The sequence below is a fragment of the Pseudomonas sp. HS6 genome, from assembly GCF_023375815.1.
Lineage (GTDB): Bacteria > Pseudomonadota > Gammaproteobacteria > Pseudomonadales > Pseudomonadaceae > Aquipseudomonas.
In genome coordinates, this window is record NZ_CP067412.1 from 5,331,296 (window position 1) to 5,352,560 (window position 21,265).

The following is a 21,265-nucleotide window of genomic DNA, read 5'->3' on the forward strand; positions in this document are numbered from 1 at the left end:
GCTGATGGTCAGCCGCGAGCGGCGCGTGGGCGATAGGCAGTCGGGTAGTAGTCGCGGAACCAGGCGATGAAACGCTCCAGTCCTTCATCCAGCTCGATCCGGGGCTGGAACCCGGTGGCCTGGGCCAGATCATCGGTGTCGGCACAGGTGTTGAGCACGTCGCCCGGTTGCAGGGGCAAGAGCTCGACAATGGCTTTCTGACCGAGGTGCTTTTCCATCAGCGCCAGGTAGGTTTTCAGTTCCACCGGGTGGTGGCCGCCAATGTTGAACAGGCACCACGGGGCCATGCTGCTGCCCGCATCGGGATGTTCGCGGTCCCATTCCGGATGGTTGTGCGGTGGATGGTCGGTGAGGCGCGCGATGCTTTCGACGATGTCGTCGATGTAGGTGAAATCACGCTGATGCCGGCCGTAGTTGAACAGTTTCAGCGGCGTGCCTTCGGTGATGGCCCGGGCGAACTGGATCGGCGACATGTCGGGCCGGCCCCACGGTCCATACACCGTAAAAAAGCGCAGGCCGGTAGAAGGAATGCCGAACAGATAGCTGTAGCTGTGGGCCATCAGCTCATTGGCTTTTTTTGTTGCGGCGTACAGCGACAGCGGATGATTGACGCCGTCGTGAACCGTGTAGGGCGTGTGCTGGTTGGCACCGTACACCGAACTTGAGGAGGCATAGATCAGATGCTCGACCGGGTGATGCCGGCAGCTTTCCAGAATGTTCAGGAAACCGCTGAGGTTGCTGTTCAGGTAGGCCTGTGGATTTTCCAGCGAGTAACGCACCCCGGCCTGTGCCGCGAGGTGGATCACCACTTGCGGGTTTTCGCGGACGAACAGCGCGTCGACCGCGGCGGCATCGGCCAGGTCAACCCGGGCGATCTGGAAATCGCCGACCTGATCGCGCACCCATTGCACGCGATCGAGTTTGAGCTGCGGGTCGTAGTAGCCGTTGAAGTTGTCGAGGCCAACCACCTGATGCCCGTCGCGCATCAGTCGCAACACGCAATGGGCACCAATGAACCCGGCCGCACCGGTGACGAGGATTTTCATGGGCGCAACCTGTCGGGCGAGATATGCCGCAGGCCGATGCCGCTGTAGTGCAGGCCGGCGGCCGCCACTTGCTCCGGGTTGTAGAGGTTGCGTCCGTCGATGATCACTTTGGAGCGCAGCTTGTCGGCCAGCAGCTCGAAGTCCACCACGCGGAAATTCTTCCACTCGGTGCAGATCACCAGCGCATCGGCGTCTTCCAGGGTGTCGTCGCGGGTGGCGCACAGGTGCAGGTCATCGCGGTAACCGTAAATGCGCCGGCACTCGGACATCGCTTCCGGATCGTAGGCCTGCACGCTGGCACCCTCGGCCCACAGTGCATCCATCAGATAGCGGCTGGGGGCTTCGCGCATGTCATCGGTGTTCGGCTTGAACGCCAGGCCCCAGACAGCAATGGATTTGCCGGCCAGGCCTTGCGGAAATTGCGCCTTGAGTTTGCTGAACAGGATGTGTCGCTGGATGTCGTTGACGTCAGTGACGCTGCGCAGCAGTTTCAGCGGCATGCCGTTGTGTTCGGCGGTGTGCAGCAGGGCGCGCAGGTCCTTGGGAAAGCACGAGCCACCGAAGCCGCAGCCCGGGTAGATGAAGTGATAACCGATGCGTGGGTCGGAGCCGATCCCCTTGCGCACCGCTTCGATGTCGGCGCCCAGCAGTTCGGTGAGGTTGGCCAGCTCGTTCATGAAGCTGATGCGGGTGGCGAGCATCGCGTTGGCCGCGTACTTGGTCAGCTCGGCGCTGCGGTTGTCCATGAACATCAGTTTTTCGTGGTTACGGCAGAACGGCGCGTACAGCTCGCTCATTTGCGCCCGTGCTTCATCGTCCTGGGTGCCGACGATGATCCGGTCGGGGCGCATGCAGTCGGCGAGGGCGCTGCCTTCCTTGAGGAATTCGGGGTTGGACACGATCCGCACGTTCAGGCCGCTTTTGCCCCGCCGGTGCAATTCGTCACTGGCGGTCTTCAGCACCTGGTCCGCCGTGCCGACCGGCACCGTGGATTTGATGATCAGCGTGCGATCGGCCTCCATGAAGCTGGCGATCTGGCGCGCCACGTTGAGCACGTGACTCAGGTCGGCGGAACCGTCCTCGTCAGCCGGAGTGCCCACCGCAATGAAGATCAACTCGGCGTGTTCTACGGCATCGCTGGCCTGGGTGGTGAACAGCAGACGCCCGGCCTTGATGTTTTCTTCCAAAGTTGCCGATAGACCCGGTTCACTGATAGGCGGAACTGCCTGTTGCAGTTGTTTAATCTTGTTCGGGTCAATATCGACGCACAACACACGATGTCCGACATCGGCGAGTGCCGCAGCTTGAATCAGGCCAACATAGCCCGTACCAAATACGCTCACGTCCATATTGGCGTGCCTCGTAAGACGGTGGAGGAAGATCGAATTGGAACTGTCAAAAGGGGTATAGCGCAGCGTGGGGAAAGCATGTCAGCAAAATGACATGTTGCAGGTGTATAACACCCCCAATTCTGGGGGCGATTGGCCATCAAGTACTTGCTGTATCTGGATTTGTCCCGTCCTTGACATGTTTTTCACATTTCAAAGAAAACGATAAACGGTCGTAGGCCACAAAATACAAGGCCTGTAACGACTTGGGTGTGTCAGTTTTGAGTCAATGTTTTTTTGACGCTTTTGGCCAAAGTCCGACAGTTCTTGCGCTTTGATGGCCCGCTGCTAGTGTCAGAAAATGGCCGACAAGCGATTGACCATGCCCCGTCGCAAGCGCCCCGGAATCGCCATGTTTCGATATTTGAAAGAACTGCTTTTAATTATTTATCTACTGCTTTATTCCGAATATTACCTTGAGCGTTTAAACGCCATGGGTATCGGCCCAGCAGTACTTCTTTTTGGCGCGATGTTTTTGGCGCTGACTTTCGCATTATTACTAACGGCCTATATACGTCAGACTTTCATTCGGCACTTATTCGCATTAGCGATGTTTGTGTCGGCGGTTTTTTTTGATGTTTATACCCGGGTCACCGCCGATTATCTGACGTACAGCAGCTTCGTCTCGCTGGTGTATTCCGGCGGATTCATCCAGGAAGCGGCCTACCAGTACCGGGACGCAATCGTCCACGGGGCGCTCAATGGACTGTTGCTGTTGGTTGGCATCGGCCTCAAGCCACGGCATTCGATCCCCGTGCCCAATGCCTGGCGGATCGCGGCGCCGTTGTGCGGCGTACTGCTGCTCAGCGCGGTGTTGTTCGTACGGGCCGGGGAGGGCGCGCGGGGATTGCCGATCATGTACACGCCGCTGGCCTACCTCAACCTGTTCGGCTACGAAGCGCTGCACAACACCGTCGGCCCGCGTGAGCCGGTGACGCTGGCACGCAACGGACCTGCGGTGGGCCACGACATCGTGCTGATCATCGACGAAAGCATTTCCGGCAACTACCTGGATATCAACGCGCCGTTCGGCGTGCACAGCAACCTCAAGCAGGCGCACCCGGGTGTCGAGATTTTCAATTACGGCTATGCGGCGTCCATCGCCAATTGCAGCGCCGACACCAACGTCACCCTGCGCTACGGCGGCACCCGCGCCGATTACATGCGCATCAACACCACGCTGCCATCGATCTGGCAGTACGCCAAAAAGGCCGGCCTGCGCACCGTCTACATCGACGCCCAGCGCACGGGCGGCAACCTGCAGAACCTGATGACCGACACCGAAAAAAAGGACATCGACGAGTTCGTGCAATTCGACCAGACCAGCGTGCGCGACCGCGACATGGCCGCCGCTGCCAAGCTGATCGAGTTGCTCAACGACGACAAACCGGAGCTGGTGGTGATCAACAAGGTCGGCGCGCATTTCCCGGTGCACGACAAATACCCGGACGCCTTCATGGCCTACCGCCCGACCTTGCCGCGCGGCCAGTTCACCGAAGTCGCCGACACCGGCAAGCGCGACGGTTTCAACGGCCAGCCGGATGACTGGGTGCTGTACCGCAACGCCTACAAGAACACCGTGCTGTGGAATGTCGGCGAGTTTTTCTCGCGGGTGTTTGCCCAGGCCAATCTGAACAATGCGCTGCTGATCTACACCTCGGACCACGGCCAGGACCTGCACGAGCGTGGCAATCCGGGGCTCAACACCCATTGCGGCGGCGACCCGGTGGAAGAAGAAGGATTGGTGCCGCTGGTGGTGATTCAGGGCGATCAATTGCACACGCTCGACTGGTCAGCCCAACTGGCGGCGAACAAGGATCGCTCCAGTCACTACAACATCTTCCCGACCCTGTTGCAGTTGATGGGCTACGACCTGACGGGGATCGAATCGGTCTACGGCAAACCGCTGAGCGTGCCGACGGCGGATGATTTCACCTTCAACTACCGCTTCAACGCTCGGTTGGGGGCCAAGCCCGAGTGGAAACACATTGATCTGAACAGCATCGTCACGCCAAGTGAGGCGCCGACCAGCGTTGCCGCCGGACAGTAACCCTGCGCCATCCGCTATCCTTGTCCCACACGGATCGATCGGATGGCAGCATGCTGCAGGTTCAAAACGTCTTCAAGAGCTATCTCACCCCTCAAGGCCCGTTGCCCGTGTTGCAAGGCATCGACCTGACGCTCACACCCGGCAGCAGTCTGGCGCTGATGGGCGAATCGGGCAGCGGCAAAAGCACGCTGCTGCACCTGATCGCGGGGCTGGATAAAGTCGACAGCGGCAGCATCCACAGTGGCGAGCATCGACTCGACGCCATGAACGAGGCGCAACTGGCCAATTGGCGCCGAACGGAAATCGGTCTGGTGTTCCAGCAATACAACCTGATCGGCAGCCTGCGCATCGAAGACAACCTGGCGTTTCAGGCGCGACTCGCCGGGCGCCATGACCCGCGTTGGCAGAGTCATCTGGTGCAGCGTCTGGGCCTGGGCGATCTGCTCAAGCGCTACCCCGAACAACTCTCTGGCGGCCAGCAGCAACGGGTCGCACTCGGCCGGGCGTTGGCGTCGCGGCCCAAATTGTTGCTGGCCGACGAACCCACCGGCAGCCTCGACGAAGCGACCAGCGACGAGGTCCTGCGCCTGCTGCTGGAACTGCTCGACGACACACCGACCACTTTGCTGATGGTCACCCACAGCCAACGCGTGGCCGCGCGACTGGCGGAGCGAGTGGTGTTGTCCAGCGGTCGCCTGACGTGAGGGTTTTCCGGCAGACACTGATCGCGTTGCTCAGCCACTGGCGGCGGCATCCGGTGCAGTTTTTCAGCGTGCTGACCGGTCTGTGGCTGGCCACCAGCCTGTTGATCGGGGTCGAGGCGCTCAACAGCCAAGCACGGGACAGTTACGCCCGCGCCAGTCAGATGATTGGCGGCGAACCCCAGGCCAGCCTGAGCACGCCGAGTGGCGCGACGTTTTCCCAGCAGTGGTTTGTCGATCTGCGCCGTCAGGGCTGGCCGGTATCGCCAGTATTGCAGGGCCGGTTGATCCTCAAGGGCCATGAATCCCAGCGTCTGCAATTGATGGGCATCGAACCGGTGTCCCTGCCGGCCGACAGCGCGGTGGCGGGGCAGGCGATGCCGATCGATCGCATTGTCGAATTCTTCAGCCCGCCGGGCAGCACCTGGATTTCTCCCGAGACCTTACATGCGTTGAACCTGCCCGAAGGCGCCACACCGCCAACCGAAACCGGTCAGACGTTGCCGCCGCTGCGAGCGCAACTGGACATGGCCCCCGGCGTGCTGCTGGTGGACATCGGTGTTGCTCAACGCGTGCTTGAACAACCCGATCAACTGTCGCGGCTGCTGTTGCCCAAGGGTTTTCACGCCGACGTGCCGGCCGCGTTCAAGGGTCAGTTGCAGCTCAAGAGCGGCGGCGAAGAAAACAATCTGGCGCGGCTGACCGAAAGCTTTCACCTCAACCTTGATGCCCTGGGATTTCTTTCGTTCATCGTCGGATTGTTCATTGTCCACGCCGCTATCGGTCTGGCGTTGGAGCAGCGCCGTGGATTGCTGCGTACCTTGCGTGCCTGCGGGATCAGCGCGCGGATGCTGATCGCTTGCCTGATCGTCGAACTCGGTGCGCTGGCATTGATCGGCGGGTTGTTCGGTGTCGCCAGCGGTTACTGGCTGGCGAGTGTGTTGCTGCCGGATGTCGCCGCGAGCCTGCGCGGGTTGTACGGCGCGGAAGTAGCGGGGCAATTGCGCCTTAGCCCTTGGTGGTGGTTCAGCGGAATCGGCTTGAGTCTGCTCGGCGCGTTGCTGGCCGGGGCCAACAGTCTGCTGCGGGCGGCGCGTCTGCCGTTGCTGGCAGTCGCTGATCCGCAAGCCTGGCATGAACAGCATGCGCGCTGGTTGCGTCGTCAGGGCTGGGTGGCCGGGGTGTTTGCCGCGATTGCATTGATCGCGCTGGTGTTGGGCAACAGTCTGGCCAGTGGGTTTGTGTTGATGGCCGGGTTGCTGCTCGGCGCGGCGCTGGCGTTGCCGGTGGTGCTCAGTGCGCTGTTGAACGGCTTGCTCGGGCGCAGTCGTTCGGTGCTGGGGCAGTGGTTTCTCGCCGACTGTCGACAGCAATTGCCGGCGCTGAGTCTGGCGCTGATGGCGTTGCTGTTGGCGATGGCGGCGAACATCGGCGCCGGCAGCATGACCGCCGGTTTCCGCCAGACCTTCAACGACTGGCTCGAACAACGGCTTAGCGCCGAGCTCTATCTGAACCCGAGCAATCCGGCCCAGGCCCGCGAGCTCTACAGCTGGCTGAAACAGCAACCCAGCGTCACGGCGATCCTGCCCAACTGGCAGGTGTCGGTGATGCTGCAAGGCTGGCCGACGGAGGTGTTCGGCACCATCGATCATCCGTATTATCGCCAGCACTGGCCGTTGCTTGAGTCGAGGGGCGACGACCCGTGGGCCGCGCTGGCCACGGACGATGCGGTGATGCTCAGCGAACAGCTCGCCCGCCGGCTCAACGTACGGCCGGGCGATCACCTGACGATTCCCACGCCGGGTTTGCCGTGGTCGCCGCGCATCGTCGGCATCTACGCCGACTACGGCAATCCCAAGGGCCATGTGCTGGTCAACAGCAATCACCTGCTGCGCAGTTGGCCGCAATTGACGCCGAACCGTTTCAACCTGCGTATCGATCCGTCGAAAATCCCCGCGTTACTCAGCGCCTTGCAGGCACGTTTCCAGCTCGACGACAGCCGCATCGTCGATCAGGCGCGGCTCAAGGGGTGGTCGGTGCAAGTCTTCGAGCGAACCTTCGCCGCGACGGCAGCGCTCAACAGCCTGACGCTCGCCGTCGCCGGGGTGGCGCTGTTCATCAGCCTGCTGACCCAGAGCCAGAGCCGCCTCGGTCAACTGGCGCCACTGTGGGCGTTGGGGGTGACGCGACGGCAATTGATGCTGCTCAATCTCGGACAGACCTGGTTGCTGGCGGTGCTGACGTTGGTGCTGGCCTTGCCCTTGGGCATCGGGTTGGCGTGGTGTCTGGACGCAGTGATCAACGTGCAGGCCTTTAGCTGGCGCCTGCCATTGCGGGTGTTTCCGTGGCAGTTGTTGCAGTTGACCGGGCTGGCGTTGCTCGCGACGTTGCTGGCCTCGGCGTGGCCGCTGTATTCGCTGTACCGCACGCAACCGGCGGATCTGTTGAGGACGTTTGCCCATGAGGATTAGCTTCGTTGTCGTGTTTCTGGCGCTGTTGCTCAGTGGCTGCGACAACCCGGTGCCGGAACAGAAAGGCTTCGCCGGGATGGGTGCTCAGGCGCAGGCCTTTACGCCGGTGGTGCCGGGGCGGGTGTTCAGCTTTCCGGCGGATCACGGTGCCCATGACGGTTTTCGTATCGAGTGGTGGTATGTCACGGCCAATCTCAAGGATGCCCAGGGCAATGATTACGGCGTGCAGTGGACGCTCTTTCGCAGCGCATTGAACGCCTCGCCGGAACAAGCGGGCTGGGCCAATCAAACGATCTGGCTCGGCCATGCGGCGGTGACGTCGGCCAGCGTCCACCATGCCGCCGAGCGTTATGCTCGCGGCGGCGTCGGGCAGGCCGGGGTGCGTGCGGCGCCGTTCGAGGCGTGGATCGATGACTGGCGTTTCGTCAGTCAGGCGAGCGATCCGCTGGGCGACATGCAGCTCAGCGCAAAGGACAAAAATTTCAGCTACCAATTGCGCCTGACCTCCAGCCGCCCGCTGGTGCAGCAAGGCGATCACGGCTTCAGTCAGAAATCCGAACAGGGCCAGGCGTCGTATTACTACAGCCAGCCGTTTTTCCAGGCCAGCGGCACCCTGCAAATCGATGGCCAGACCTACACCGTCAACGGCCCGGCCTGGCTCGACCGCGAGTGGAGCAGCCAGCCACTGACTGCCAATCAGACGGGCTGGGACTGGTTCTCTCTGCATCTGGATGACGGCGAACACGTCATGCTTTACCGCATGCGCCAGAAGGAAGGGGCGCCGTATCTCACCGGCACCTGGATTGCCGCCGATGGCCAGACCGAAATGCTGCACGCCGACCAGATCAAACTGACCCCGCAGGACACCGCGAAGGTTGCTGGCCGTTCGATGCCGGTGCGCTGGTCGATCGGGATTCCGGAAAAGAATCTGCAGATCACCCTCGATGCCATCAACCCCAACGCCTGGATGGGGCTGCGCATTCCTTACTGGGAAGGGCCGGTGCGGTTGAGCGGCAGTCAGGGCGGGCGAGGTTATCTGGAGATGACCGGGTACTGATTCGCCCTGTGCTAGGAGCAGCGGCCGATTGAGCGTCTATGCTCTTTGGCACGCACGGCACTGAATACGCCGTGTGCTGCCATTCATCACAGGGAAAGTACCGCTTATGAAGCTCCAAGCACTGACGCACGCCATCGCACTTGCCACTGTCCTGTCCGCTTCCACGGCGTTCGCTGCCGATATTCCGTTGTCGGCGACGGTCGAGGCCGATCAGGTCACCACCAAAGTACTCGCGGTCGACCCAGCCAATCATCAGGTTGTCCTGGAAGGCGCGGAAGGTCGCCAGGTGCACGTTCAGCTCAGCGACAAGGCGAAAAACCTCGGCAACCTGAAGGTTGGCGACAAGGTCGACATTCAAGTCACCCGTTCGGTGGCGGCTTTCCTGGACACCGACGTGGATAAAGGTCTGCCTGGCTCCACCGAGCGTACCGGTGAGCTGCGCAACGCCGTGGGCAGCAGCAACCCCGGTGGCGAGGCATTCCGCCAGATTCAGGTGCAGCTGAAAATCACCAAAATTGATTTGAAGAAAAACCAGGTCACTCTGGAAAACCCTTCGGGCCAATCGAAAACCCTCAACGTTGAAAAGCCTGAAATCCAAGCCAAGCTCAAAGATCTGAAAGTCGGACAGAGTGTCGTGGTCACTTACACCGATGTATTAAAAGTGACCAGTGAACATGAAAGCTGAGTATTGACTCTACAGAATGACTGTTCTTGTACAAGTAGTTGTATGAGAGCAGTCATATAAAATGTTCGGATCCGATAATTCTCAAAGTTTCTCGGGAAATATCGAGGATCAATATTCGTTAACGTTTTAGTACATAAAATTCATCTTCAATTAGCACGACATATCCGCCAACTTCCATTAAAATCCCTCCCGTTCGCCCAGTGTCAGGGCTCTTTACCGGTGCATGGATTGCCAGGCCATTACACTGGGCGAACACCTCCTCCGGAGAGCGGGCTAAAGAATTCAGATAAAAAAAGGGCGACTGTGAAGTCGCCCTTTTTTATTGTTTTCAGGATTTGGCAGGTCGCATCCCTTGCTGCATCTGAATACGCTTGAGTGTCTGCTGGTACATGGTGGTGCGGCGGTGGTTCTTGGTGTAGCCACCGGCGGCGGCCACGGTGCCGGCCTGGATGTGGTCGAGGTAGCGGAAGATCGTACGCGGCGAAAGAAATCTGATGCCGTAACCGAGGTTGCTTAATCGATCCTGCAGCGTGTATCCCGGGACCCGGTCGTCCATCGAAAAATGCAGTCCGTGGGCCTTGATCAACCGTGCATTCCACAAGGTGCAGAAGCTTTTCAGGTGGGTTTCCCGGTAGGGTTTTGGCTCCCGGGAACGTAGGCCCAACTGCAGTTTTGCCCGCCGAAAATAGTGTTTGAAATAACGCGAAGACAAGCGCCAGGTGTCTCTTAAAACACCCCGATCAAGCTGTTCGACACAACCGACTGCTGCTGTATCCAAAGATTGCATACACTCGTTGATCATCATTGAAAAGACAGTGCTGTCGAAGACGAAAGTATCGGTGTGAAGTAAGAACAGGTAATCGGTTTCAACCTTTTCAAGTGCCAGATCGAGTGCCTTGCCGTGGGCAATATGACCGGCTTCTTTGTAAGGGGAAGGGCGCTCGATCAAGTTGATCCAGTCCAGAGAGCGCAAGTAAGCCAGGCTTTCATCGGCAGAGTCGTTGTCCACCACCCACACCGGAATCTGTTGTTCCCTGACGTATTCCTGAAGAAACTCCAGGCACATCCGGGTTATTTCCGGGGTTTTGTAATTGACCAATACAAGACTGAACGCGGGCTGTTGTGCCGAGGGGAAATCAAACTCTCTCATGATCCAGGCTCACATCGAATGGAATGGCTTTGTGCGCGGCGAAGAACGCTCGCACCCGCTGCTTTGTGGCCCGGATGGTAGGGACGCAACCTTAGTTCAAGCTTAATTTGGAGCGGTTGGGGTCAGTCGACTTGTTACGGCTTGCGACGCAAGCGCAGGCCGCGCGCACGGCGACTTTCCACGGTAAGATGCGCCGCCATTTTCAGATCAAGGAAGACAACGGCCTGCGCCGTTTGCCACGGATGAAACCACTTTCCCTCTACCACCCGGCCCTTTACTGGCTGCGCGTGTGGCAAAAAAGACTGTTCCGTCACATCGCCTGGTACTGCTCGAGCAAACGCTACGCGCGGCCCGCCGCGACGTCCGAGCGCTTGCCCTATCGCTACCTCAAACACACCTCCAAACTGATCCGCAAACTCGGCCACTCCGACCTTGCGCTGCAACACAACAAAGTCATCAACCTCAAACTCGCCGTCGCCGCCATCGACGGCGTCACCATCGCCCCCGGCGAATATTTCTCCTTCTGCCGCCTCGTCGGCCGCCCGACCCGCCAACGCGGCTACGTCGAAGGCATGGAACTGTCCTTCGGCCAGGCCCGCACCGGCATCGGCGGCGGCATCTGCCAACTCAGCAACCTCATCCACTGGATGGCCATTCACTCACCCCTGGTCGTCATCGAACGCGCCAACCACAGCTTCGACCCCTTCCCGGACGACGGCCGCGTCCTGCCATTCGGCTCCGGCGCGGCGATCTTCTACAACTACATCGACCTGGTACTGCACAACCCGACGGATCGGAGCTTTCAGTTGAAGCTGAAGGTCGGGGAGACGCAGTTGGAGGGGGAGTTGTTGTGTGATCGGGAGCGGGAGTTTCGGTATCACGTGTTCGAGTTGGGGCACCGGTTTGTGCGGGAGGGGGAGAGGGTGTATCGGGAGAATGAGATTTGGCGGGAGGTGCGGGAGAAGGGGCAGGTGGGGGCTTTGGTGGAGAGGGAGCGGTTGTATGGGAATCGGGTGGTGGTTAAGTATGAGGTTTTGGAGGGGATGATTGAGGGGGGATAGTGGTGATGTTGCTTTAGTCATTTGGTTTGCTTCATGTGTCGGAAGCGTTTTTCGATTCTAGCTTTCCAAGTTTTTTAATACGTTCACTAACGCGATTTTCAGTTCTGCCCAGTTTTTGGCTTTTTCACAATGAATCGGATTTTGCCAGTCTTGATTGTGGATTAGAGAGATTACAAAGGAACCGCGAGTGCTGAATTCTGGATACCATCCGATATCGAGTATTTGGCCGCATGGGAAAGTCGCTTGAAAAAGGTCTTCCTTTAAGTTTTCTATTTCGAGAGAAATGTCGATTGTTTGATCAAGCTGGGAAATGTCATCGAGAGTTATTTTGGCTCCGAGAGTGATGATTTTGCTTGTGTTCAATATAGTGATATCCGAGGGGTATTTGAGGGGGGCTTTTTGAGCACTGCTCAGGTGTTGGTTGGGTAAAGGGTGATTTGAATGGCTGAAATCTCTATAAGGCTCGGCAAAATAAGATCTTTATTTTCGTTTTTTATTAAGATGAGAATTATGGAGTTGCCAAGTTTTAACGAGCCGCATCCATCTTCGGTAATAGAAGTCAGCTCTGCTGTTATATAGGTTTCTTCGGCTTCGTGGCGAATTGAGGGTGCGTTGCTCATTGAGGTAAAGATGTTTTTACCCCAATAAAAATCATCATCAATATTTATTTCGATGTCGTAGGAGCAGTTTTCTCTTGCCTCTAGAGTGAATAAGCTTGAAAGGCCTTTTCCATAAGGGGTGGAGAATTCGACAAAGGTATTCTCTGTGTGGATTTTAACTATTCGCGATATTGTGACTTTCATGAACTTATTTATCGGAGGAGTTTCGATGAGCGGAAAAGGGGACAGATTTATTTTTTAACGAAAAATAAATCTGTCCCCTTTTGTTCCTATTTAAAATTGCGCACTACTGGCTTTTTTAGAAGGTTTTCAAGTTCGGGATAGGATTCGATTTCTTCATGGTTTAGGGTGTCAATAATGGCTTGTATCTTTTTGGTGTATTTTTTCTCGATTGGGACTTCACTCCAATCCAATTCTGAGGCAGAGGCTATTAGTACCTCGGTAAATGAAGAGTCCAAAAGTTTCTTTAGAATCTCAATTGCCTGAGTGGATCGATGCTCTCCAAGAGCCGCAGCACTTCGCTCCTGCCAATACTCTTCCCTCGATAGGATCGTGTCATTAAGCCGGCTCCAGTCATCAGCGCTGAACTTTCCTAGAACTCCTTTGGCTACCTGTTCTGTAATGTATTCATTCCAGTTAGAATCTTCGCTTTGTCCCAGCCAGTAGTTGTATTCATCGAAGGCCTTGCTATCCATGATTTTGTCTCAATTTAAATAGGAGGCGACATAGGTGAGTCGCCAACTGGGAAGGACGATGTAATAAAAAGGGGACAGATTTATTTTCTTGATAAAAAGGGGATAGATTTATTTTCTTTAATGAAAAATAAATCTGTCCCCTTTGACTTCTAGGGATTGTCTTCAGGGTGCTCATTTTTGTCCTTCAAATTGGTTTGGCCAGTAAATTCTTATAACGTCCCCTTTTGTTTAATTTGTGTTCAATTTTTGTTTGTGAAGCACTTCTAAAGTGAAAAGGGGCACGCTTATTTTCTTCAAGTAAAAAATATATCTATCCCCTTTGGTTATTGTTTTTAGTTTTTTATGAGGCTTCGCCTCTTAACCACTTGTCTAAGGGCAGGTTTTCGGATTTTTTTGCAAAGCTCTCTTTTGCTTCTCGAAGAGTCATATGATTCGGGCTGCTATAAGAGTCAAGGGAGGTTGTACCGTTATCTTCCCAGTGACATAAATCGCAAATGTCATAGTCTGCAAGTGATGGAAGTGTGTGATAGCCGCAGCAGGGGCAAACTTCTAAAGGCTCAATATCTCCATATACTTCGTAGTCGCCAAGCTTTAGCGAAGCTAGTTTTTTTGAAAGGTATATGTTTGTGACGCCTTTAAATTTTGATGTTAGTGCAACTTGGATGAGTTCGTTGTATTTGCTATCGTTGATGTCATTTGGCAAGTCGTCATTAGTTTTGATTGAGTGCTGCAACTGCTCTGATAAAGTGAAGAATTCTGGGCTGGTATCGTCAATTCCCCACCAGTCGAGCAGGAGCGACTCGCGCTCGCCGTGATCGAGCGAAATCAAAGTTTCATTAGAGATCTTGTTTATTGCTTGCTGTCTGTTGATTTTTTTCATGCTATAAGCCCTTGGCTAAGTCGATAGCGGATTGGAAGGCGTCGGCGCTTCTTCCGTCATCTCTATAGAACGTTCTGATTTCTCGAGACTTTAAGTGTCCAACGAATATTCTTCCAGTAGCTGGATCATGCTTGATTATAAAATTCCCAACGTTGGTTTCATTAAAGTTTCCGGACTCCTTGGAAAATTCTTTAGCCTGTTTCAAATATTCCGTTTGGGAAATGTTTCCGAATTCTTTTTGATCAATTACATGTTTTTGATAATGAGGCTGTAATTTTCCAGATGAAAACCCTTTCCAGTTGACTGATGCAGCCTTTGGTGGCGATGCATCTCCCTGATTTGCTTTGGCCTTCTCCTCAGGTACTTCAGCTCCTTGTCCCGGGATGCATTTATCCCCCCCGGGGCATGTATTCAAACCCAGAGGATCCACCCAGCCCGTAGGGTTAGGCACGTACTGGTAGTTATTCAACCCACCCGCAAGCTTGATCGGATCTGGCGTCAAAAACCGCCCAGTCCCCGGATTGTAGTAGCGGTGTCGGTTGTAATGTAACCCCGTCTCAGCGTCGAAGTACTGACCCTGGAATCGTAACGGGTTGTCGATTTCACTGACGTCCAGTGATGCGAGGTTGCCGTAGGCTCGGTATTTGGCCGACCACATAATCTCGCCACTGTAGTCTGTGAGTTCCTGCGGCGTACCAAGATGGTCGAGTTGGTAATAGAACGGGTTCGCCTTGCGCGGGCCTTCACCATCGAGCATGGCAAGCGGGCGGAAGGTGCTGGGTTCATAGATGTAACTGCGATAGCGGTTGTCGGCACTTTCGACGATCAGCCGCTCGTCTTGCCAGAGAAATTCAGTGGCATGGCCATCGACGATTTTCTCGATACGGCGACCGAAAGCGTCGTATTTGTATGACGCGGTGCTGCCGCCCGGTTGGGTAACGCCAATCAGACGATGCTGGCAGTCGTAGATGTATTCGGTGACGAGTTTTTGTCCGGCGCCCCGGCGTTGGCGGATCAGATTGCCAAATAATAAAAAGGGGACAGATTTATTTTCTTTAATGAAAAATAAATCTGTCCCCTTTGACTTTTAGTTATTCGTCGAAATAGCTCATTTTTGAATGCCTTGCGGGGGAAAGGTGAGAGATTTATTTTCTCGAAAAAATAAGTCTCTCACCTTTGGTTCTCCTTTAGTTTCGATAAGCGATTAATCGCATTGAGTGATAATGTACACATTGTCATCGTATTTTTCGGTGTGTTGACCAAAAAAATATACTTCATTTTCATTAAAGAAAAAATAATCTCGTTTTTTTCTATCTTTTGTTCCGCCGAATATGTTGTTTTCTTTTTGTGGTGGTGCCACTTCCAGGATTTCAAAAGTCTGGCCATTCTTGACTTGTAGTAAAAATCCAAAATCACTGCCTTCGTATTTTGATGGGGCTTCATCCTCAAGTACCCATTCTGGAGATTTTCCTGCCCATCCAAAAACTTCTTCAGTCTTTTGGTCAGAGAATTCAAGATATTGAAGTTTTACGTTCGATGCTTCGTTAGAGGTCGCCGCTATCTCGGTTTTGAATAGATATGCTCTAAATAGTTTTTGATAGGTTTTTAGAAAGCCATTTGGAACGACCGCGTCTTTAAGAACAGTATTAAGCATTTCAGGTATCGATAGGGTTTCGTCGAACTCTTCTGTTGCACTGAAAAAACTTAGGGTATAGCCGGAAAAGTCGTGAGTCGTTGGAAATTGTATCGTAAAGAAAAATGTTAATGCTTTCCCGTTTTTGCTTTTTGGTATGTCAACTCCTATAGGAAGAACCGGATTTCCACCAATGTGTGAAGGTGTTTCTTTTTTTGTTTTGATAATAAACATTGGTGGCTTCCTTTAGTTGTCAAATTCTTTGGTGAGTTTTGTGCCATCTGAGAACACGATTTTGTAAATAAGCTTGTATGGTCGGGTTTCTTGCCCTTCGTATACCGCAGTTAGTTTGGCGCTTGCGCTCACGTCATTTTCGATGATGTGCTCTGCGACCCCTTTCTCGAAAACCCTGAATTGTCCACGATTGATAGAGGGTGCTTGTGGGAAAATATTATCCAGTACGGTACCTGGGCCGCCCAGTTTGCTTCCTCTAGCGTGTCCAGCATCGTCGGTAGCATTACCGAGCGATCTTGCATGATCCCTAGCTGCCTGATTAGTGGGGCTACCAGTTCCGATATCATCGGGTGTGACATCAAACTCCCAATCAGTTATTCGGCCGTGTGCATCCTTTGTGACATTTGGGCAGTTCTCGGGGCCACAGGCCAGGCCCAATGGATCTACCCACCCCGTAGGGTTCGGTACGTACTGGTAGTTATTCAACCCACCCGCAAGCTTGATCGGATCCGGTGTCAGGAAGCGCGCGGTGTTCGGATTGTAGTAGCGGTGCCGGTTGTAATGTAACCCCGTCTCGGCGTCGAAGTACTGACCCTGGAATCGCAACGGATTGTCGATTTCGCTGACATCCAGTGCCGCAAGGTTGCCATAGGCACGGTATTTCGCCGACCACATGATCTCGCCGCTGTAGTCGGTGAGTTCCTGTGGTGTGCCGAGGTGGTCGAGTTGATAGTAGAACGGCGTGGCCTTTCGTGGCCCCTCGCCGTCGAGCATCGCCAGCGGGCGGAAGCTGCCGGGTTCGTAGATGTAAGTGCGATAGCGGTTGTCGGCGCTTTCGGCGATCAGACGTTCGCCTTGCCACAGGAATTCGGTGGTATGGCTGTCGACGGTTTTTTCGATACGGCGGCCGAAGGCATCGTATTTGTACGACGCCGTACTGCCTCCCGGAAGGCTTACGCCGATCAGACGATGTTGGCAGTCATACCGGTATTCAGTGACGAGTTTCTGGTTAGCGCCGCGCCGCTCGCGGATCAGGTTGCCGTAAGCGTCGTAGTCGTAGTGGCGGTCGCCTTGCATCAGCAGGCGGTTGCCTTTGACGTTGGCCAGGTTGGCTACGGGCATGTCGGTCTGACCGAGCAGGTTACCCGCCGGGTCATGGGCAAAGCTTTCGGGTGTTGTGCCACGTACGTTGATCAGTCGATCCAGCGGGTCGTAGTGGTAGCTACGATTGCCTTTACGGCTGTCGTCGATGCCGGCGAGGTTACCGTTGGCGTCGTAGTTGTAGCGACGCTGGAACAGGTTTTTGTCGCGTTGACTGACGCTGTGCGCTTGCAGGCGGCCTTGTTCATCGTATTGGTATTGGCTGAGCAGCAGACCTTGCTGACGTTGCTGTTCACGACCGGCGCTGAACTGGTGGGAAGTCAGGCGTGTGCCGTTGAGGTCGATGCTGCTCAGGTGCCCGCCGGGTTGGTGGCGATAATCGAGTGTGCTGCCATCCGGCAGGCGGCAGTGATTGAGCTGTCCGACGCTGTCGTATTCGTAACGCGTTGTGCCCCAGCCCTGATGCTCGGTGATCAGCCGATCCTGCACATCGTATTCATAAGCAAGCGGCCAATGACCATCGTCCACGTTGACCAGACGGCCAAGTGCGTCGTAGCTGTAGTGAATTTCCTCGCTGTCGGGGAGGGTCTTCACCAGCAGTCGGCCAGCGGCGTCGCGCTGGTATTCGGTGACCAGTTCGCTGCCGTCGTCGCCGAATTCGGCTTTCTTCAGCAGCTTGCCGTTGAGGTCGTACTCGTAGGCAGTGCGGCGTCCGTCGAAACCGGTTTCCTGCTGGATCAGCCCGTTCGAGTAGTAATCCAGCTGATAGTGTTCGCCGCGTTCGTTTTCGATGTCGGTGAGCAGCAGGCGTGCGTTGTCATAGCGATAACGCAGTTGACTGCCGTCCGGGTTGATACGACGGCTGACCAGGTGCAGGTTATCGGCATACTCGTAACGGGTTACGCGGCCCAGTTCGTCGCGTTCAGCCGTGACGCGACCGTACGGGTTGTAGGTAAACGCGCGGGTGGCACCACCGGGCAGGGTGATCTGTGCCAGACGGTTTGCAGCATCCCACTGGTAGTGGGTGATTGCACCGGTTTCAGCCTGACGTGTGATCTGCCGACCGAGCGCGTCGTAGCGATATTTGCGTTGACCGCCGTCGGGCAGTCGCTCCTCCAGCAACTGGCCGAGGTTATTCCAGCCCAGTTGATGACGGCTGCCATCAGGGTGTCTGATTTCCAGCAAGCGTCCCTGGCGATCGTAACTGTAGTGCGTCGAGTTTCCATCAGGATCAATTTGTTCGGTGATATCGCCCTGGTCGTTGCGCCAGTAAATCCATTTGGCCGGACCACGGTTAATCACACGGACGTAGCCGTGGTAGTACTCGTAGGAGGTCGGCATGTCTTCCGGCGGGATGACCGCGACCAGTCGACCGGCCTCGTTGTATTGGTATTCAGTGACCGCCCCCAGCGGATCCTTTTCGGCGATCAACCGGCCTTGATCGTCGTAAGCCTTAAGGTGTTCCGCACCATCCGGATCGACCTTGGCGACGAGTCGAGCCTTGTCATCGTGGGTGTAGACCTCTTCGCTACCATCGGCGTTGGTAACCGTGACGCTACCTTTGTCATCCCACGCGTAGTGCGCGTCCATTTGCGAGAAGCTGGCCCAGTGATGGATGCAGCGCGCTGACTTTCCTTCCTTTTCCCATTCCCAGTAGAAGCTGGCGCCACCGGCGAGTTGCCGCTCGAGAATGACGTTCTGTTCGTTGTAGGCGTAACGCTCCGACTCGCCGGCAGCGTTCGTGGCTTTGATCAGGCGTTGTTGAGCATCGTACGTGTAAGTGACCAGCGTCTGGACGGTGCTCCATGCATCTTCCAGATTGTCTGCCGGGAGGAATTGCTGATAGTCGATGGCGACGATGTGTTTGCGGTCGTACCGAACCAGAAGCGCTCGACCGGCCCCGTTATCCACGCGCTTGATTCGACCGTGGATGTCACGGGTTATGTGCAGGCGATTGTCGTAGTTGTCGCTGATGGCGATCAGCGTCGCGCCTTTGCTGTTGAAGCGGAAGTGATAGAACTGCTTGCGTTCACCAGCCTGCGTGAGCACCAGTTCGGAAGGATCATTGCCGATGAAGATCGCGGCTTCCGAAAGGCTGTTGGTGATTGCCGGACGCTTCTCGGTCGGCATAGGAAAAGTCGTTACACGGTTTTCGTGGTCGGTCCAGACGACTTCATCGCCATTGATGTCCACCCGTTGGGCGAGGGCATGGCTCCAGCCAAAACCGAGACCGCAATCCATTTCTGCCGCACTGGTGCGATAGAGGCGCGTCCAGGTGAAGGGCAGCAAGCCGCCGAGTTCGCCGTCGGTAAGTGTCAGCAATTCTTCGCCGGTGACCATCGAAACCGGACAGCCATTGGTGCAGGTTTTCTTGGCACAGGTGGCGCTTTTGTCGTCAGGTGTCTTCGATTGATCAGGAGCGTCGTCGATCTTTTCCTTTGGCTCAAGCGAGGTTTGTTTCTGCTTTTTGTCCCGTGGAAATGAGGAGGCGTCCTTGACCTCCTGTTTCGGTGTATCTGAAGTTTTCGGCAGCGGGCCTTTGGCTGGTTGCTCCGCTATCTGGCTTTTCGGTGCGGCCTGCGGTGGCTGAGGTTTAGGCTTGGGCGCCTCAGTGGCGGCCTCATCGATCTTCAAAGCTGCGGTTTTTGCGGGCTTCATCGGCACATTTTTAGCGCTGGCGATGATTGGCTTCGACACTTCCGCGTGAGCGGGCAGGGCGTGTTTGTTGCTGAGCGTCATCAGAGTGGAGGCAAGATCTTCCAGGTATTTGACTGCTTCTCCCGATTTGACGGTGGACAGGACTTTTGTCCCTGCTCTTACAGCCAGTCCGGCACCACCTGTCAAACAGATGCCCACCAGTACGTTGATCAGAAACTCCGAAGCAATCGCCGTCATAACGTCGACGATGACCTGCGGCGGAAGCATGCCGACCCACGCCACAATCGCCGAGACATAGATGAACATCAGCGGCTCGTCACTGAGAATCAGCAACCCTGAAGCAATGGACTCTTTCGACGCGGCATATAGCTTGTCGATTTCGATGTCCGACAGATAATTTTTGAGTTTCGCGTAGTTTTTTTGCGGATTAGCGAGCAGCTCGAACAGGCTTTTGATGTCATCCCACAGACGAAGCAGAGCTTTCTCAAAACCATCCAGTGCCCGTTTAAGCAAAATAACCGAACGCCCGGCTCGATCTGCCGCCGAGTAGCTCGCCCATTGCGGCTGAAACTTGCTCGACCATTCGCTTTGCAGCCAGCCGTCAAGCTTGCCGATAACGCCTTGATAGGAGTCATAGAGCGCTTTGACGTCGTTCTGCGAGACATTCGGAAAGAACGTGATGCGGTAGGTCTGACCCTTCTTGCAGCCTTCAACTACCTTGATGCCGCTTGGGCCGATCATGGTTTCGATGACCGGTCCCGTAACGTCGTCGTAAAAGGTTCCTTTGGTCACTGGCTCCAGTTTCACTGGAGTATTGCCGATAGGGACGAATCGGGCTGATTCAAACATATGGATCAGCGTGAAATCACCTACCAGTGGGCAGGTCGCATAGGTTTCCACGGCACCGGTTTTGGTCTTGCGTTTCGTGACGCTGACTTCATTGCCGACCTTGAAGGTCTGGTCGACATCCAGCGCCCAGCCTGTCCAGAAACCGTCAGCCCAATCCTTGTAATCACTCAGGCAGTTTTTGAAGTCTTTGAGAATCAGGCTCACGTCAGGTGTTTTGGCGTCCAGCACACGCAGGACCAATGTACCAATCGGGGTATTCATGACGTGACTTCCTTTGTCAGCTCAGCAGCAAGACGCTCTGCCATTTCTTCTGTATTTGGATTTTGGCGTACGAAGCGCTCGACCTTTCTACGCAGGTTGGCTTCAGGGAATTCGAAGTAAAGCTCTGGACAGTCCTCTGATAGCCACTGCATCAGGTTCTCGACGACGGTGGTGTGATCCTTTTTTGCGAGGACATCCAACAGCGTTTGAGGCACTTCCCACCAAGGCCACTCTTTCGCAGGCGGCACTGCTCTTCGGCCCACTTCAACGCTTTTGCCATTGATCAGATATCGCTCGAATACCGGTAAAACTTCGCCGGTAGCAGGGCCAAGGGCTTCTATGATCGGGTAGATATGCCGACCATCCCAAAATCGAAAAAATACTTCCGTGGCATCTGGCATACGCACTTGGGTGAGGCTACGTAAATGCTCCAGTACCAGATCTGGATCGCAGGTAGACACGGCGAGCCACCCCCAATCCAATGCGTCGGTTTCAGCGATCCACGACAAGAATCCAGCGTTCGGGGTGATTTCTGCGAGGTACGGCATCACCGGTTTCCAATCGGCGTATGGCGTTCCGCTCCAGATAGGTAGAAGTTGCGGAGCCGTATCATGCTGATAAAAGGGCTTCAGTGGCTCTGCATCACTGGCGGCGCTGACGACCAGATACAGCCGCTCATCTTTCTGCAACGGCTGTTGTGCCAGCCAGTCCATGGGTGTCATTCG

General features: G+C 55.5%; 16 protein-coding genes and 1 pseudogene. 6 read left to right on the forward strand and 11 right to left on the reverse strand.

What is annotated here, in order from left to right; genetic code table 11:
• Positions 1-8: 8 nt before the first annotated feature.
• Both JJN09_RS24170 and JJN09_RS24175 read right to left on the reverse strand, forming a co-directional pair.
• Entirely contained in the window at positions 9-1,046 is a 1,038-nt protein-coding gene (locus JJN09_RS24170) for an NAD-dependent epimerase/dehydratase family protein (protein ID WP_249484085.1), read from the reverse strand.
• On the reverse strand, positions 1,043-2,395 hold the full coding sequence (locus JJN09_RS24175; RefSeq protein WP_249484086.1) for a UDP-glucose/GDP-mannose dehydrogenase family protein: 1,353 nt from the start codon (positions 2,393-2,395) through the stop codon (positions 1,043-1,045). Before JJN09_RS24175 ends, JJN09_RS24170 begins: the two co-directional genes overlap by 4 nt.
• A 391-nt stretch (positions 2,396-2,786) precedes the next feature.
• Between JJN09_RS24175 and JJN09_RS24180 the strand changes: the two genes are divergently transcribed.
• The 5 genes from JJN09_RS24180 (at position 2,787) to JJN09_RS24200 (ending at position 9,398) form a co-directional block, all read left to right on the forward strand.
• Positions 2,787-4,484, forward strand: a complete 1,698-nt coding sequence (locus JJN09_RS24180; RefSeq protein ID WP_249484087.1) for a sulfatase-like hydrolase/transferase — start codon at positions 2,787-2,789, stop codon at positions 4,482-4,484.
• A 50-nt stretch (positions 4,485-4,534) separates the two neighbouring features.
• Entirely contained in the window at positions 4,535-5,188 is a 654-nt protein-coding gene (locus JJN09_RS24185; RefSeq protein WP_249484088.1) for an ABC transporter ATP-binding protein, read from the forward strand.
• Positions 5,185-7,656, forward strand: a complete 2,472-nt coding sequence (locus tag JJN09_RS24190) for an ABC transporter permease (protein WP_249484089.1) — start codon at positions 5,185-5,187, stop codon at positions 7,654-7,656. The genes JJN09_RS24185 and JJN09_RS24190 overlap by 4 nt, the downstream gene beginning before the upstream one ends.
• Positions 7,646-8,713, forward strand: coding sequence for a lipocalin-like domain-containing protein (locus JJN09_RS24195; protein ID WP_249484090.1), 1,068 nt, complete (start codon positions 7,646-7,648; stop codon positions 8,711-8,713). The genes JJN09_RS24190 and JJN09_RS24195 overlap by 11 nt, the downstream gene beginning before the upstream one ends.
• 106 nt (positions 8,714-8,819) lie before the next feature.
• Positions 8,820-9,398: a hypothetical protein gene (locus JJN09_RS24200; RefSeq protein WP_249484091.1), complete on the forward strand. Its 579-nt coding sequence runs from the start codon at positions 8,820-8,822 to the stop codon at positions 9,396-9,398.
• A 328-nt stretch (positions 9,399-9,726) separates the two neighbouring features.
• Here JJN09_RS24200 and JJN09_RS24205 read toward each other — a convergent pair whose 3' ends face one another.
• Positions 9,727-10,548 (reverse strand): glycosyltransferase family 2 protein, encoded by an 822-nt coding sequence (locus JJN09_RS24205; protein ID WP_249484092.1) that lies wholly within the window; start codon positions 10,546-10,548, stop codon positions 9,727-9,729.
• A gap of 242 nt (positions 10,549-10,790) precedes the next feature.
• Between JJN09_RS24205 and JJN09_RS24210 the strand changes: the two genes are divergently transcribed.
• Positions 10,791-11,609, forward strand: a complete 819-nt coding sequence (locus JJN09_RS24210; protein ID WP_249490845.1) for a VanW family protein — start codon at positions 10,791-10,793, stop codon at positions 11,607-11,609.
• A 57-nt stretch (positions 11,610-11,666) separates the two neighbouring features.
• On the opposite strand, the gene JJN09_RS24215 is transcribed toward JJN09_RS24210, so the two are convergent.
• The 8 genes and pseudogenes from JJN09_RS24215 to JJN09_RS24250 all read right to left on the reverse strand — a co-directional run bounded on the left by JJN09_RS24215 (position 11,667) and on the right by JJN09_RS24250 (position 21,262).
• Positions 11,667-11,972, reverse strand: coding sequence for a hypothetical protein (locus JJN09_RS24215; RefSeq protein WP_249484093.1), 306 nt, complete (start codon positions 11,970-11,972; stop codon positions 11,667-11,669).
• 47 nt (positions 11,973-12,019) lie between these two features.
• On the reverse strand, positions 12,020-12,412 hold the full coding sequence (locus tag JJN09_RS24220; RefSeq protein WP_249484094.1) for a hypothetical protein: 393 nt from the start codon (positions 12,410-12,412) through the stop codon (positions 12,020-12,022).
• 86 nt (positions 12,413-12,498) lie between these two features.
• On the reverse strand, positions 12,499-12,924 hold the full coding sequence (locus JJN09_RS24225) for a HEAT repeat domain-containing protein (protein WP_249484095.1): 426 nt from the start codon (positions 12,922-12,924) through the stop codon (positions 12,499-12,501).
• Positions 12,925-13,264: 340 nt separating this feature from the next.
• On the reverse strand, positions 13,265-13,804 hold the full coding sequence (locus JJN09_RS24230) for a CPCC family cysteine-rich protein (protein WP_249484096.1): 540 nt from the start codon (positions 13,802-13,804) through the stop codon (positions 13,265-13,267).
• A gap of 397 nt (positions 13,805-14,201) precedes the next feature.
• Positions 14,202-14,831 (reverse strand): annotated as a pseudogene (locus JJN09_RS24235) (RHS repeat domain-containing protein); the annotation flags it as partial.
• 177 nt (positions 14,832-15,008) lie between these two features.
• Positions 15,009-15,671, reverse strand: a complete 663-nt coding sequence (locus tag JJN09_RS24240) for a DUF1963 domain-containing protein (RefSeq protein ID WP_249484097.1) — start codon at positions 15,669-15,671, stop codon at positions 15,009-15,011.
• Positions 15,672-15,683: 12 nt separating this feature from the next.
• Complete coding sequence (locus JJN09_RS24245; protein WP_249484098.1) at positions 15,684-20,540, reverse strand: RHS repeat-associated core domain-containing protein; 4,857 nt, start codon at positions 20,538-20,540, stop codon at positions 15,684-15,686.
• Positions 20,537-21,262: a DUF4123 domain-containing protein gene (locus JJN09_RS24250; RefSeq protein ID WP_249490846.1), complete on the reverse strand. Its 726-nt coding sequence runs from the start codon at positions 21,260-21,262 to the stop codon at positions 20,537-20,539. The genes JJN09_RS24245 and JJN09_RS24250 overlap by 4 nt, the downstream gene beginning before the upstream one ends.
• Positions 21,263-21,265: the final 3 nt, after the last annotated feature.